General features: G+C 49.6%; 16 protein-coding genes. 11 read left to right on the top strand and 5 right to left on the bottom strand.

The window, feature by feature from the left end; genetic code table 11:
* Window positions 1-19 precede the first annotated feature (19 nt).
* Window positions 20-427 (bottom strand): cytochrome b562, encoded by a 408-nt coding sequence (locus tag QWF21_RS11705; protein WP_330088237.1) that lies wholly within the window; start codon window positions 425-427, stop codon window positions 20-22.
* Between the two features lie 112 nt (window positions 428-539).
* Between QWF21_RS11705 and QWF21_RS11710 the strand changes: the two genes are divergently transcribed.
* Window positions 540-875: a ribonuclease E inhibitor RraB gene (locus QWF21_RS11710; RefSeq protein WP_330088238.1), complete on the top strand. Its 336-nt coding sequence runs from the start codon at window positions 540-542 to the stop codon at window positions 873-875.
* Here QWF21_RS11710 and QWF21_RS11715 read toward each other — a convergent pair.
* The 3 genes from QWF21_RS11715 to QWF21_RS11725 are packed head-to-tail and all read right to left on the bottom strand — an operon-like array spanning window position 872 to window position 3511.
* Entirely contained in the window at window positions 872-1150 is a 279-nt protein-coding gene (locus QWF21_RS11715; protein ID WP_330088239.1) for a hypothetical protein, read from the bottom strand. The two genes, QWF21_RS11710 and QWF21_RS11715, sit on opposite strands and share 4 nt — an antisense overlap.
* A 17-nt stretch (window positions 1151-1167) precedes the next feature.
* Window positions 1168-2250 carry an ABC transporter substrate-binding protein gene (locus tag QWF21_RS11720; RefSeq protein WP_330088240.1) on the bottom strand — a complete coding sequence of 361 codons (1083 nt, stop codon included), beginning with the start codon at window positions 2248-2250 and terminating at the stop codon, window positions 1168-1170.
* A gap of 28 nt (window positions 2251-2278) precedes the next feature.
* Window positions 2279-3511, bottom strand: coding sequence for an Nramp family divalent metal transporter (locus tag QWF21_RS11725; RefSeq protein ID WP_330088241.1), 1233 nt, complete (start codon window positions 3509-3511; stop codon window positions 2279-2281).
* Window positions 3512-3785: 274 nt separating this feature from the next.
* On the opposite strand from QWF21_RS11725, the gene QWF21_RS11730 reads away from it, so the two are divergent.
* The 10 genes from QWF21_RS11730 to QWF21_RS11775 all read left to right on the top strand — a co-directional run bounded on the left by QWF21_RS11730 (window position 3786) and on the right by QWF21_RS11775 (window position 13418).
* Window positions 3786-5801 (top strand): tetratricopeptide repeat-containing diguanylate cyclase, encoded by a 2016-nt coding sequence (locus QWF21_RS11730; RefSeq protein ID WP_330088242.1) that lies wholly within the window; start codon window positions 3786-3788, stop codon window positions 5799-5801.
* 28 nt (window positions 5802-5829) lie between these two features.
* Window positions 5830-7383, top strand: coding sequence for a carbon-nitrogen hydrolase family protein (locus tag QWF21_RS11735; RefSeq protein ID WP_330088243.1), 1554 nt, complete (start codon window positions 5830-5832; stop codon window positions 7381-7383).
* Window positions 7380-7751, top strand: a complete 372-nt coding sequence (locus QWF21_RS11740) for a hypothetical protein (protein WP_330088244.1) — start codon at window positions 7380-7382, stop codon at window positions 7749-7751. Before QWF21_RS11735 ends, QWF21_RS11740 begins: the two co-directional genes overlap by 4 nt.
* A gap of 82 nt (window positions 7752-7833) precedes the next feature.
* A complete protein-coding gene (gene cmoA / locus QWF21_RS11745) occupies window positions 7834-8565 on the top strand; it encodes a carboxy-S-adenosyl-L-methionine synthase CmoA (RefSeq protein WP_330088245.1) in 732 nt (243 codons plus the stop codon).
* Window positions 8566-8572: 7 nt separating this feature from the next.
* Entirely contained in the window at window positions 8573-9541 is a 969-nt protein-coding gene (cmoB, locus tag QWF21_RS11750) for a tRNA 5-methoxyuridine(34)/uridine 5-oxyacetic acid(34) synthase CmoB (RefSeq protein ID WP_330088246.1), read from the top strand.
* A 31-nt stretch (window positions 9542-9572) separates the two neighbouring features.
* Window positions 9573-10505 (top strand): LysR family transcriptional regulator, encoded by a 933-nt coding sequence (locus QWF21_RS11755; protein WP_330088247.1) that lies wholly within the window; start codon window positions 9573-9575, stop codon window positions 10503-10505.
* The gene (locus QWF21_RS11760; protein ID WP_330088248.1) at window positions 10478-10885 is read left to right on the top strand and encodes a hypothetical protein; all 408 of its coding nucleotides are present in this window, start codon (window positions 10478-10480) and stop codon (window positions 10883-10885) included. The genes QWF21_RS11755 and QWF21_RS11760 overlap by 28 nt, the downstream gene beginning before the upstream one ends.
* A gap of 70 nt (window positions 10886-10955) precedes the next feature.
* Window positions 10956-11996 (top strand): phosphoribosylformylglycinamidine cyclo-ligase, encoded by a 1041-nt coding sequence (gene purM / locus QWF21_RS11765; protein WP_330088249.1) that lies wholly within the window; start codon window positions 10956-10958, stop codon window positions 11994-11996.
* Between the two features lie 8 nt (window positions 11997-12004).
* Window positions 12005-12661 (top strand): phosphoribosylglycinamide formyltransferase, encoded by a 657-nt coding sequence (gene purN / locus QWF21_RS11770; RefSeq protein WP_330088250.1) that lies wholly within the window; start codon window positions 12005-12007, stop codon window positions 12659-12661.
* A complete protein-coding gene (locus QWF21_RS11775) occupies window positions 12636-13418 on the top strand; it encodes a DUF3108 domain-containing protein (RefSeq protein WP_330088251.1) in 783 nt (260 codons plus the stop codon). Before purN ends, QWF21_RS11775 begins: the two co-directional genes overlap by 26 nt.
* Here QWF21_RS11775 and QWF21_RS11780 read toward each other — a convergent pair.
* Window positions 13415-14179, bottom strand: a complete 765-nt coding sequence (locus tag QWF21_RS11780) for a class II glutamine amidotransferase (RefSeq protein WP_330088252.1) — start codon at window positions 14177-14179, stop codon at window positions 13415-13417. The two genes, QWF21_RS11775 and QWF21_RS11780, sit on opposite strands and share 4 nt — an antisense overlap.
* Window positions 14180-14354 lie beyond the last annotated feature (175 nt).

Raw genomic sequence — 14354 nt, forward strand, 5'->3', positions numbered from 1 at the left:
CTGGTTGACACCCGCGCGCTTAACGATTGCCAAACAACCATTGCCAGAAACTGCGTTTGCGCAAACGATGGTACTCAATACGCAACTGGTCAATTTGTAGCAACTGCTGCTCAGCCTGCGCCAGCTCACCAGCCAGTATGGCCTGTTCAATAGCATCCAGCTTTGCTGCCACTTTTTTAAAGCCTTCGACAAATTTTTCAGCCAGATCATCACGCATTGGGGCTTGTTTCGCAGCAACCATGCCCTGCTGCATCTGCTGTACATATTCTAGCCGTTGTGCAGCTGATTCTGCTTCAACTGCTTGTCGGTATTGAAATGAAAAGGTTTTCATAATCACTTCCAGGCTCTCAGACTGCGAGGTATACGCAGAGAGCGGAGCGCTACAACACAACAGAGCCAGCAACAGCACCGGGTAGCTAAATTTCATACCATTTCTTCTCCTGAGTTTTCTGCAAAGATCCTACCATGCCAGTTCCTTCAAGCCTAGCGCGAATGAAACTGATATACTCTGCAACAGAAACTATCAGGAACCATCCATTATGCAATTTCCAGACGATGCCAATGGCGATATGTTGCAACTGCTTGTTGAGTCAGGCTTTGTGTTACATCAAGCAACCGAACTAGATTTTTACGTGTTTTTTAAACGACAGGACAAGGCAGAAGCGGCCCAGACCGCCCTTAGCCTGCAGTTCCCTGAGGCCAGTTTGCAACTGGCATTAGATGCCGCAAGTCAGTGGGAGCTGAAGATAAGCCAGTTGCTCCCTCTTTGCTACGAAGCTGTCACAGCCTTTGAAACTGAGCTGGAAACTTTAGCAAAAAAGTTCGCCGGCAAATACGATGGCTGGGGCGTGCAAGAACCTGACGAGCAGACTTAAACCTCGGTTTGGGTAGCCTGGCGCTGATAATATAGGATCAAAACGATTAAATAGAACTGCAATAAAGCAGTACCCAGCAACCCAAGCAAAGCCTGCCATTCCAAGTATTTTTCAGTGTACACATAGAGTGTCAGATTGCCTACAGCAAAGGCACTCCAACTAAGAGCGGACACCCCGGCTGCGTTTTTAACCCGCAACAAATGGATAATTTGTATCATGGTTGCTGCCGGAAAAATAATAGCAGGGATCATCCCCACCCAGTGGATCCAGTTCATTGGCTATCACCTGTCATTTATTTTGCTAAAAGCTGAAAAGCGTAGTGGCTTTGTTCCGGCTGATGCCGAAAAGTTAAGCTTCGAAAATCAAAGTTTTGCCAATAGTCAGGTTGCAGTAAAGGGAGGTATTGCTGCACATTGTCACTGGATATCACCTCTAGAGCGAAAGCGGGGCTACCAGCTAACTTACCTGCTGGCAGGGCACCTTGCCAATGATCATAAACCGCCACCATTGCCCAGGCTCCCATCATGTAATGCCCTCCGACACTGGCACTCAATTGACCATTTTGAATGGCTGCAATGCCTTCCGGCAACCAGTCAAAACCGCCGATGCAGTACGAGGCTGACTCTGTGGCCTGCTCATTTAGCATGTCCAGAACCCCAAGCGCTATCCAATCAGATGCAGCCCAGATCACACTGGTTTTCGGATAACGCCTTAGCAATTGCTGGCTTTGTCTGGCTGCAAGATCACGCTGCCATTGTGAGTAGACCAATTGCTGAAAACGATAATCCGGGTCATGCCGGCTTAACTCAACAATCATGCGTCCGCGCTCTTCAGACTCGAAACCATGAGCCCCATTCAATCCAATCACATCATGTCGCCCCGCTTTGGCTTGTGAACGGCAAGCCTCTAACAGAGCTTTGCTCAGAGCCAAACTGGCGCTGGCATTGTCAAAATATATTTCAGCAATCCAGTTTGAATAATGCTGACCGGGAACACCAATGCTCATCTCCTCCGACGCCAGCAAAATTCGCTCAAAGGTGATAACCTTCAATTGAGGATAGCCTGCCAGCAAGTCCATCAAAGCCTTGGCTCCACCAGAGTATGGCTGAACCACTATGTAATGGGGCTGCTGCTGTTTAAGGTAAGACTCCAACTGTTGTAATTGCAATAAACGATTCCCATCACCGTAAATCACCTCGAGTTCCAGCCCCAGATCTTCAGATGCAATGCGAGCATATTGCTCTACATACTGAAAAAAAGGATCTCCGGCATGGGAAGGGGATACAAAAAGCACCTTGGGTGCAGCAAAGAGCACAGGCATAGACCCCAGGCTAAATCCCATGATAAGAAGCAATAATCGGCAATGACCTGACACTACAAAGTCTCCTTACGATTTGTGGTCTCTAGCCACTAAAAGCAACCCACAAACTGCGCCCGCTCAACACCAAAGTTGAAACCAAAACAACAGATGCAAGTACATTCTGACGCAAACCATTGCGGTACTTACCCAGTATAGAAGAGTTCGCTGCCAGCAACAGGATGAAAACCAACACCGGCAACAAAATACCATTGGCAACCTGAGCAAACCAGATCACCGACACTGGCCTTAAACCCAGCGAAGAAACCAGCACACCAATGCCGATGATACCAAGCCAGGTGGCTTTGAACTGAACGTTCGAAAGCTGGAGTATCCCTTTAAGCGCAAAGGCAGCAGCTAGCGGAGCCGTCACCGCCGATGACAGCCCGGCGGCTAACAAACCAAGTGCCATCAGGTAGGTGGCTGAGCGGCCAAACAGGGGCTCCAGCGACACAGCCAAATCCCCGGCATTTTCTATCGCCAAACCATGCCCAAAGTATGCCGTCGCAGCCGTCGATACCACAGCGACCGAAATTAGCCCTCCTAACGGGATGGACGTACGCAAATCCGCACTTGATGCTTGCAATGCCAGTGCTTTATCTGCCGTATTCTGCCATTTGCTGGCTGCACTGGCTGCATGCAGAAACAGCGAGTAAGGCACGACAGTCGTACCAATCAGTGCTATCACGGTGAGCGTGGCCCCACTCGGAATTGTTGGTATAAATACACCACGCAGCATGGCTGCATAATCAGGACGGGTTAAAAACATGGTGCTGATAAAAGCCAGGCTCATTAGCAGCACCAAAGCAATCAGACAACGTTCTATCAACCGGTAATTGCCACGCCATAGAACGGCTGCAGCAACAATACCAATCATCAGAGCCCATGGATTCAGGCCACTGTACTGGCGAATCGCCGAGATGAAGCGGGTATTTCCCCAGATGGCATCGGCCCCTAAACTGGCACCGCTAATGTTGCCACCTTGATAGGCACTGTTACCAATCACAATGGCAGCAATGACTAGCACAAATAACACGAATCGTAGCACGGGCTGTGCTACCAGCAAACGCAGGTTTTCGCCCAGCCCTTGTCCTGTCACAATACCAAGCCGGGCAGCCATTTCCTGCAAAATCATCGTAGCCAGTACAGAAAAAAACAGTGCCCAAAGCAAAGCATAACCGAAATTCGCACCAGCCAGCGATGCCGTTACCACTGTTCCAGGGCCAATAAAGGCCGCAGCAACCAGCGTTGCCGGACCAAGACGAAACCAAGAGCGCATACCGATGGATATCCTTACATCAAAGTGTTATCGCTTAGTATGCCGGCTCGCTGCGACAATGCAATTGCCAGGTGTGAATAGATGAGTAGTCCTAACATGGGCTGCTGAAAGAGCAAACTCAAAACACAAAACTGAAATAAAATGAAGCTGTTGGTTTTCCAATCAAACCTTGCTACATTTGAAGTGCCTTTGTACGAGCATGAGAGCACCTTTGCCTAGAACAGCCCTAACCTCGCTATTTCGTTGCGGCTCATTGCCTATCAAAGCATGGCTGATGTCCCTGCTGCTTGTATGCGTCCTGTCGGCTCAAGAACAGACCACAGATTGGCTAGAACAAGGCATTGATACTTATCTTATGCTGCTTTATACCTCACCCGAAGAGGCCTATCTGCAGTTGGATGCATTGCATGCTCAGGTCAATGATCAAACCGCCACGGATTCATTAACCCGCCTCTACGCCAGCTTCACACTGCACTACCTGCACACAGGTCAAACGGAGCAGGTTGAGCCGGCATTAGAGCGTTTACTGACTTACGCCAGGATACACGGCAGCACCGATAGCATGGTCGAAGCACTGGCAACAAAGGTAGAAGTATGTTTTGTTCAGCAACGTCTGAATGAGGCTTATCGGATCATAGTCGAGCTGGAGCCTTACCTTGCCCATGCGCAACAACCCAGGGTCCGCTATTACGCCAACAACCTGCTGGGGCGAATCTACATGCAGGATAATCATTTTGAACTGGCCAGTGAGCATTTGTACCGGGCGCTTGAAGCCGTTCAGGAGACGAATGATGATCGTACTCTGCTTCGCTCTACCTTTTTGTTGGGACAGTTAACCCGCCTGCATGCCGATATGAAAAACTGGGAGCTGGCTGAAGAACTGATGCAGCAAGCACTAAGCTATGCCGACCAGATAGCTTCCACGGAGTTTTTGGCCGACTATCTGCTACTCAAAGGATATATTGAAGGAGAACAGGGTAACCATGAAGCGTCTGCCCTCACCCATCATCAAGCCATTGTGCAAGCAGAAATTATCGACCGGCAAGATATTATCCTGCTCAGCCTGAACAACATAGGTGCATCCTATATCCTGTTGCATCAGTATGATGCTGCAATAGAGCCATTGCACCAGGCTAAAAAACTGGCCAAGGCGTTGGACGACGAGAACACCTACCAGTTGGTTTTATTGAACCTGGCTTATATTGACGTACAACAAGGCAGGACTGAGCAAGGTTTGACACAAATGCGCGAAAGCATTAACTACTTTCGTGAACATGCCAGACGCAGTGATCTGGAGCGCTTTTTAGGCGAGTTTGCCAATGCACTGCAACATGCGGGCTACCATCTTGAAGAAGCCGCAATTTTGCGCGAGCAACGCGTTCTGAGCAATGAACTGTTTCAAAGCGACCGTCATAGAATACTCAGTGAAATGCAACAGCGCTTTCTGGCCCGCGAGCAGGCGCACCGTATACAACGGCTGGAACAAACCAATGCGTTGCAGGAACGCACCATAGAGAACAAGCAACTGCAAAACCGGTTGATTTTACTGGCTGCTTTTGCCACAGCTCTGGCTGGGGTCCTGATGTGGCAATTGTATCGAAAGGTCCGGCATACCAATCGCAGGCTGAAAGAAGCCAACAAGCAACTTGAATTTCAATCGTTACGCGATCCCCTCACAGGCTTGTTTAACCGGCGTTCATTCCAGCAACGCATGGCCAAGCGCTGGCAACACAAAGAACACCGCCATCATGGTCAAGAGCGTGATGCATTGATCCTGCTGGATATCGATCACTTTAAACAGATCAACGACCAACACGGTCATGCTGCTGGCGATGATATCCTGATAGAGGTTGCAAAACGTCTTAGCCAATCGCTACGACAACATGATCAGGCCATTCGCTGGGGCGGTGAAGAGTTTTTACTTTATTTGCACCGAATCAAGCCAAAAGATTTAAGCACCCTGGTCGAGCGCACCTTGTATCTGCTGGCCGAAAAACCATTTTTGGTCAATGGGCAATCCATAGTAGTCACCGCTACGGCTGGCTTTATTACCCTGCCATTTGACAACATTCCGGAAGAAAAACTGAACTGGGAAAAAGCATTGCAACTGGCCGATTTGGCACTTTATTCCGGCAAAGCAAAAGGGCGGAACCAGGCTTGCGGTGTCACCGGTCTTCGCGTACCTTTGGCTGATATCATGCAGTGTTTTGAGCAGGATCAGAGTCAACCTCTGACGCTGCAACAGCTGACCTGCAGCACAATTGCCGGCCCTAGCGTCCATCGTACATAGTTGCCTCAACCCCAGGGAGAGCTCACAGGTGCAAGAAGAACTGCATATTAAAATCCGCAACCTCGAAGTCAGCGATTACCCACAATTAAAGCGCCTAATGGACCGGATCTATACCGATCTCGGTGGTGCCTGGCCCAGACATACCATTGAGAAACTAATCCAGGATTTTCCGGATGGCCAGGTCTGCGTGATAGATCACGATGACATTGTTGGCGTTGCCCTCTCGTTACAGGTGGATTACGACCGTTTCAGTAACCCACACACCTACGATGAACTGATCAGCCAGCGCATGACCATTCTGAATAACCCTCATGGTGATGCCCTCTACGGCCTGGATGTACTGATAGACCCGGATTACCGCGGCTATCGCTTAGGCCGCCGCCTTTACGAAGTTCGAAAAGAGCTGTGCCGCCAGCAGAACCTGCGAGCCATTTTAGCCGGAGGACGGATCCCAAACTTTCACCAATACGTTGATGAGATGTCGGCTGCCGACTATCTGGAGGCCGTAAAACGTCGGGAAATTTACGATCCTATTCTCACCTTTCAGCTGTCCAATGATTTTCAACTAAAGCGTTTACTGAAAAAGTACCTGCCTGAAGATGAAAAGTCGCAAGGCTACGCCACCTTGCTGGAATGGAACAATATCTTCTACGAACCGCCTGGCCGCCTGATAGAGAGCCGTAAAACCCAGATTCGGGTAGGTGCCGTGCAATGGCAAATGCGTCAGGCCCGCTCAGTCGATGAAGTGCTGCAACAAGTGGAGTACTTTGTTGATGCTCTGTCTGATTATAAAAGTGATTTCGCCCTTTTCCCGGAGTTTTTTAATGCCCCCTTAATGGGCCTCTGTGACAACAAATCCAACCAAACGGAAGCTATTCGCTTTCTGGCTGGCTTTACTGAGCGTTTTCGCCAGGAAATGTCCAATATGGCGGTTAGCTACAACATCAACATCATTACTGGCTCTATGCCTTTATTGCTGGGAGATGACTTATTCAATGTCAGTTATTTATGCCGCCGTGATGGCACCGTTGACATGCAAAGCAAAATCCATATTACACCCCACGAGCGGCGCGACTGGGTCATTCAGGGTGGAGATACTTTGCAGGTGTTTCAGACCGATGCCGGCCGTGTTGGTATTCTGATTTGCTACGATGTCGAATTTCCAGAGCTTAGCCGCTTGCTGGCTGAACAAGACATGGATGTACTCTTTGTACCTTTTTGGACCGACACCAAAAATGGCTACTTGCGAGTACGGCACTGCGCCCAGGCCAGGGCCATTGAAGATGAGTGTTATGTGGTCATTTGCGGCAGTTGCGGCAACCTACCATCTGTCGATAATCTGGATGTACAGTATGCACAGTCGGCGGTTTTCTCCCCATCAGACTTTGCCTTCCCACACGATGCCGTGATGTCGGAAACCACGCCGAACACGGAAATGCTGATGTTTTCCGATCTGGATTTGGACCGTTTAACCCAAATCCGCAATGAAGGCTCCGTCACCAATTTAAAAGATCGACGCCATGATTTGTATCAAGTAAGCTGGCTTGGCACGAGTAAACCCAAAGAGAGCCCTTCGTCATGAAACTTTTAATCACCACCCTGGCGTTGCTGGCGCTGCATTGTTGGCTGGTACTTAGCCTGACAGCCGGGCTGCATACACTACCACTACTCTCCTTCTGGTTGGTACTTCCCGCAGTAGTGGCCGCCGGTATTAGTGTTTTTTTGCATTGTAAGTATTCGCTGAAAAAGTTGTTTCCGCTGGCTGCACTCCTTGTTCATCTACTGGCGTTACTGCCCTATGCCGGCCTGGTGACCAATCAGGCTGAAGGTGAACGCGCTGTGTTGATTCTGGCCATGGTTCCTTTGTATCAAAGCCTGGCGCTACTCATTGTTGGTCTTATCGATTATGTCCGACGTCGCGAGGCCACCAAACGGCTGGTTGCCCAGTAAAACAAGGGGAACACCACAAGCTCATCGTGTTCCGTCACAAAATCGGATACACTTAGCCCATGCGTGTTTATCCCTTTTTTCTATGCACAAAGATCATATTTATGCCGAACCATTGGCGCACATTCAGGATTTCCGCTTTGACGATCAGGTAGCCGACGTTTTTCCGGATATGATCCAACGTTCAGTCCCTGGCTATCAAAGCATTATTCAAACCATTGGGCAGCTAGCCAGCCGTTATCAGCAAGCCAACAGCCACTTTTACGATTTAGGCTGCTCGCTTGGAGCTGCCAGCTTAGCAATGCGGCGCAATATCAGTGCTGCTGGTTGTAAAATTATTGCCGTCGATAACAGCCCAGCCATGGTACAGCGTTGTCAGCGGCACCTCGAAGCCTTCCGCTCTGAAGTACCCGTTACTGTGCTCGAAGGCGATATTCGTGAAGTCGCGTTCGAAAACGCAGCCATGGTAGTCATTAATTTCACCTTGCAGTTCCTCGCTAAGCAAGACCGAAGCCCTTTATTGAAAAAAGTGTATCAAGCGCTCAAGCCGGGCGGCATTTTAGTCTTATCGGAAAAAATCATCAGCGCTCATAGCCGCAGCAATCAATTGTTGGTGGACTTGCATCACGACTTTAAACGAGCTAATGGCTACAGCGAGCTTGAGATCAGCCAAAAGCGCACCGCGCTGGAAAATGTAATGCAACCCGATAGCATCGCCGCACACCAACAACGATTAGAGCAGGTAGGCTTTACTGAGAGTACCGTCTGGTTCCAGTGTTTTAATTTCTGCTCCATGATTGCTTTTAAACAGCCCTGAGGCACCGATGACCGATTTGTTTACTCCTTTTTACCAGCAAATCGCTGGCAATCGCCTGGCACATTGGCTGCAAACATTGCCAGCACAACTGGCGCATTGGCAAAAAGAGGCTTTGCATGGCGACTTTCATCGCTGGCAAAAAGTACTGGCACAGCTGCCAGCAACCAAAGTTTCTAAAATAGAGCTTGGAGATACTATCACTCTCGGCTTGCCTGATGCGATTGATGATGGCCAACGCAAACGCATTGAGCACTTACTTCGTCAATTAATGCCATGGCGTAAAGGGCCTTTCGCAATTCATGGCATCCACATTGACACAGAATGGCGTTCAGACTGGAAATGGCAACGCCTGCTTCCCCATATTCAGCCGTTGGAAAATCGCTTTGTGCTGGATGTCGGCTGTGGCAGTGGCTATCATCTGTGGCGTATGCGCGAAGCAAATGCCGCCTTTGTAGTTGGCATCGATCCTTCGCAACTTTTTTACAGTCAATTTGAAGCCATTAAACACTTCTATCCAGATCCTAAGGTGCATCTGCTGCCCATAGGCTGTGACGAACTGCCTGAGCTGCAAGCCTTTGATACCGTGTTTTCTATGGGGGTACTCTACCATCGTCGCTCACCACTGGATTTTTTAAACCAATTAAAAATGCAACTGCGCCCAGGGGGGGAACTGGTGCTGGAAACACTGGTGGTTGAAGGCGATGAGCAGACGGTACTGGTGCCAGGTGATCGCTACGCTAAAATGCGTAACGTCTGGTTTATCCCAAGCAGTGCAGCTCTTTGTCATTGGCTTAAGCGATTAGGCTTTAAAAATCCACGGCAGGTGGATAGCAGTGTAACCAGCCTGACTGAACAGCGCGCCACGTCCTGGATGGAAAATGAAAGTTTAATTGATTTTCTCGACCCAAATGACCATAGTAAAACGATAGAAGGCTACCCGGCACCACTTCGTGCCGTGATTGTTGCTGAGCGTTAACTGCTAACGCCTACAGGAGAGTGACTCTTCCATGCCATATCGTCCAAAAACTACCATCGAACAATGGCGCATCTTACAAGCCGTTGTTGACGCCGGTGGCTATGCACAAGCTGCTACCCTCCTGAACAAAAGTCAATCCTCGCTAAATCATGCCGTCGCTAAATTACAAAGCATGCTTGGAGTGGAATTATTGGAAGTAAAAGGCCGCAAAGCCTTTTTAACTGAAGCTGGTGAAGTGATGCTACGCCGATCGCGCATGGTGACCCAGCAAATCGAAGATCTGGAACGGCTGGCCGACACCATAGACAAAGGCTGGGAGCCGGAAATCCGTATTGCCGTTGAGCTGGCGTACCCCAAGCAGTATCTTTATCAGGCCCTACTGCAGTTTTATCCCCAAAGCCGAGGCAGCCGGGTGCAAATCATTGATGCCGTGCTCACAGGTACAGCCGAGATCATCCGTGACAAACGTGCCGATCTGGTAATCACCGGCCTGATACCCAAAGGCCACCTTGGTGAACCCTTGTATGTGACCCGCTTTATTCCTGTAGTTGGTAGTCAGCATCCCCTGGCCGGCCATAGTAAGCTCGAGTTGGCAGAGCTGAGCCAACAACTGCAAATTGTCATTCGCGATACCGCTCAAAAGCCGCAAGAACAAGGCGGCTGGTTGAAGTCCGAGCAACGCTGGACCGTCGATAACTTTTACGAGGCCATCGAAATCTTGCAGTTGGGGCTTGGCTTTTGCTGGCTACCGGATTACACCGTACAAACCGGCTTACAAGACGGCAGCCTTAAAGTAGTGCAACTTGCCAGCGGTGGTGAAAAATTAGCCCCGATGGCTTTATTAAGCCCATACGAAGAACAACTGGGTCCCGGCAGCAAACTATTGCGGCAATGCCTGCTAAGCGCTCATCAATCCGAACAAACCAAGGAGAATCTATGCACGATCAACAGCTCAGGGACCTGATGGTTCAGTCAGCCGACGATGCCGTCAATTATGCCAAAGAAGAGTTCCAGCTTGAACTGGACTTTACCAGGTCCAGCCTGCTGCAACTGGACACTTTGATTTCAAACCTCCATCAGCGACAGAAAAAACAGGCCCATGCTCAGGACCTGCTGTTTACTTTGTGTACCATCCTGGGTGCTTACACTGGCGAAGTCTTTCGCCGAGAGTTGGGAGGCGAGTGGTTTCACGATAAAAGCAGCCAGGATGCACCTTACCTTTGCCTGACCTACCTGGATAAGGAATTTCCTTTTGCATCAATCGTTTACCATAAAATCATGCAAGACGACAGTATCAGTATTGCCAGCTATGTAGAGCTGGCAATATCAAATGCTACCCAGTAATGCTTTTGTCACAGGGATTATGCAGGTAAAATAGCGACCATTTTCAGCCCTTGTCCAATTGAGGAATGCCGTGAGCAACCAAAATCCATCCTTAAGTTACAAAGATGCCGGTGTCGATATTGATGCTGGTAACGCTCTGGTCGATCGTATTAAGGGTGCCGTCAAACGCACTCATCGCCCTGAAGTCATGGGTGGCTTAGGTGGTTTCGGTGCCCTGTGCCAAATCCCGGCAGGCTATAAAGAGCCGGTGTTGGTATCAGGTACCGATGGTGTCGGCACCAAATTACGGTTGGCGATGGATTTAAAGCGCCATCAAGGCGTCGGCATTGACCTGGTTGCAATGTGCGTCAATGATCTGATTGTGCAAGGTGCCGAACCGCTGTTTTTCCTGGATTACTACGCCACTGGCAAACTGGATGTAAATACCGCAGCGACTGTGGTTGAAGGCATTGCCGATGGTTGTGCTCAATCAGGTTGTGCTCTGGTAGGCGGAGAAACAGCAGAAATGCCAGGCATGTACCATGGTGATGATTACGACATTGCCGGCTTTTGCGTTGGCGTGGTTGAAAAATCTGAACTGATTGATGGTAGTAAGGTGCAAGCCGGTGATCAACTGATTGCCCTGGCCTCTTCCGGCCCACACTCCAATGGTTTTTCGTTAATTCGAAAAATTCTGGAAGTAAGCGGCCAGTCTCCTGACAGTGAGTTGGAAGGAAAATCCATTGCAGATCATTTACTGGAGCCAACCCGCATTTATGTGAAAAACTTACTGAGCCTGATCAAACAGCAACCGGTACACGCGCTATGCCATATTACCGGTGGTGGTTTTTGGGAGAACATTCCGCGCGTGCTGCCAGAGCACAGCAAAGCGGTGATAGATGGCACAAGTTGGCAATGGCCAGCGATTTTCAATTGGTTGCAACAACAAGGCAATGTCAGTACGCATGAAATGTACCGTACTTTTAATTGCGGTGTTGGCATGATCGTTGTGGTACCGGCAGAGACACTTGCAGCAACCCTGCAGTTGCTGCAGCAGGCTGGCGAAACAGCCTGGCATCTGGGCGAAATCCAACACGCCACCGCTGATGATGAGCGTGTGATTATTCGCTAAGGGCTGGCATGAAATCCATCGTTGTACTGATTTCCGGCAATGGCAGCAACCTGCAGGCAATTCTTGATGCCTGCGCCTCTGGCTTTATTGCCGGCAAAGTAACCGCCGTGATATCCAATAAAGCGGATGCGTATGGCCTGGTCAGAGCACGTGAAGCAGGCAGTGTTACCCACTGCCTGGCACATACCGACTATGCTAATCGCGATAACTACGATCTGGCACTGCAACAATTGATCGATAGTTTTGCACCTGATTTGGTTGTGTTGGCTGGTTTTATGCGGATCCTGACTCCAGACTTTGTACAACACTTTTCCGGAAAATTATTGAACATTCACCCATCCTTGTTGCCAAAGTATCAGGGCTTGCACACCCACCAGCGAGCCATCGAAGCCGGTGATACTGTGCATGGTTGCAGTGTGCACTTTGTTACCGAAGAGCTGGATGGCGGGCCGGTGGTATTGCAAGCCAAAGTCCCTGTGTTTGCTGACGACGATGCAGCAACTGTGGCGGAGCGGGTACATGAACAAGAGTACCGGATTTATCCGCTGGTGATCCGCTGGTTTTGTCAGGGACGTTTGCAGCAACAAGGTCAGCAGGCCTTGTTGGATAATGAGCCTTTACCGCAACACGGATATGCCCATGACGATGATGAGTACGATCTCTAAATGGCGCCAACGGGCGCCTTTTTTATGCTTGCCATTGCTGGCAATGCCCGCAATGGCTGAACCGGCTTCAGAGCCACTACCGCTGGAGCTAACGCCCTACCAGGCCGAGTATGTGGTCTACCGTAATGGTCGAAGCCATGGCAAAGCCGAGCGAGAACTGAAACAAGTGGATGGTGTTTATACCTTGCGCTACCGCAGTGAAATCAGTTGGATGGTATTCCGTGATCGTAGGGAAGAGCAAACAAGGTTTCACATTCAGGGCTCACAGGTACAACCACTTGAATACCGTATGAACCGAAGTGGCACAGGTCCAAGCCGCAATTATGTATTAACCTTGGATCCGCAGAAAGAAGAGCTGCGTGAGGGGGCTAAAGGCGAGCTGAAATCCCACAGCTGGGATGATAGCTGGCTCGATCAGCTTAGTTATCATCAACAACTGGCGATAGATCTGGCTGCAGGCAAGCGCGCTTTCAGCTATGAAGTGTTAAATCGGCGTGGTGATCCCAAAACCTATGACTTTCGGGTTGTCACCAAAGAACTACTGCCATTGCCTTATGGCAATGTGATGGCGTACCGAATTGAGCGCGTAGAGGAAGATTCTGATCGGCAAATTTACGCCTGGGTAGCGCCAGATCTCGACTACCTGCTGGTGCGGATCTGGCATGGCGAAAATAATGTGGAGCAAGTCGATGTCCAGTTGCACAAAGTGCACTGGCAGCAACCGGATGCCACTACGGCTGCTGCCAGGCTGCGTTAAATCGGCTCACCATAACGGAATAACTGACTCTCACCAGGCTGCATCTTATGCCACTGCTCATTCAGTGTCAGAGGCTCTGTCGCTATCACCGTTACCACATCTTTTGGTGTGGTCTCACGGGAGAAATCAATATCCACATCCACATCCGATAAGCGGGCGATACCAAAAGGTGCCCGCCGGGTGATCCAGTGTAGTCTGGTGGTACAGTATGTCAGCAGGTACTCGCCATCCGTCAGCAGCATATTAAAGACACCCAGCTTTTGCAGCTCAGAGGCCCTTTTTTGCAAAAAACGAAAAGCCGCCTGCCGGGTACGCGGCTTATTCGGATAACGCTTATCCAACTCACTCATTAAAAAGCAAAATGCTCGCTCACTGTCGGTGGTACCAACGGGTTGAAAACGTGCTACCGGCAGATCTTTGTAATCATGCAACTGACCATTGTGCGCATAAGTCCAGTAACGCCCCCAAAGTTCTCTGGTAAAGGGATGAGTGTTTTGCAAACTAACCCGGCCTCGATTGGCCTGACGAATATGAGCTACCACAGCACAGCTTTTAATTGGATAATCACTTACCAAACGGGCAATCTCAGACTCATAACTTGGCAGTGCATCTTTAAAGGTACAAACCCCTTTTCCTTCATAAAAAGCCACGCCCCAGCCATCCCGGTGAGGACCTGTTCGGCCTCCCCGCTCTTTTAAGCCTTTAAAACTGAAGCAAATATCGGTGGGTACATTGGCCGACATCCCAAGCAACTCACACATAAACCACTGTACTCCTTTGTCAGACTGCTACGCTAAAAGTGAGCCAAACGACTATACTCATTCGTATGAATAGATGTAAAGCGCTTTGTACGCAGCTTTTTTCGTCAGCGTTGAAACACTTGCAACTTGCTTTGGAAGATTATACCCTAAACAAAATAGTGGTCAGACCTCTTAG

It is taken from the genome of Alkalimonas mucilaginosa (assembly GCF_036327005.1).
Lineage (GTDB): Bacteria > Pseudomonadota > Gammaproteobacteria > Enterobacterales > Alteromonadaceae > Alkalimonas > Alkalimonas mucilaginosa.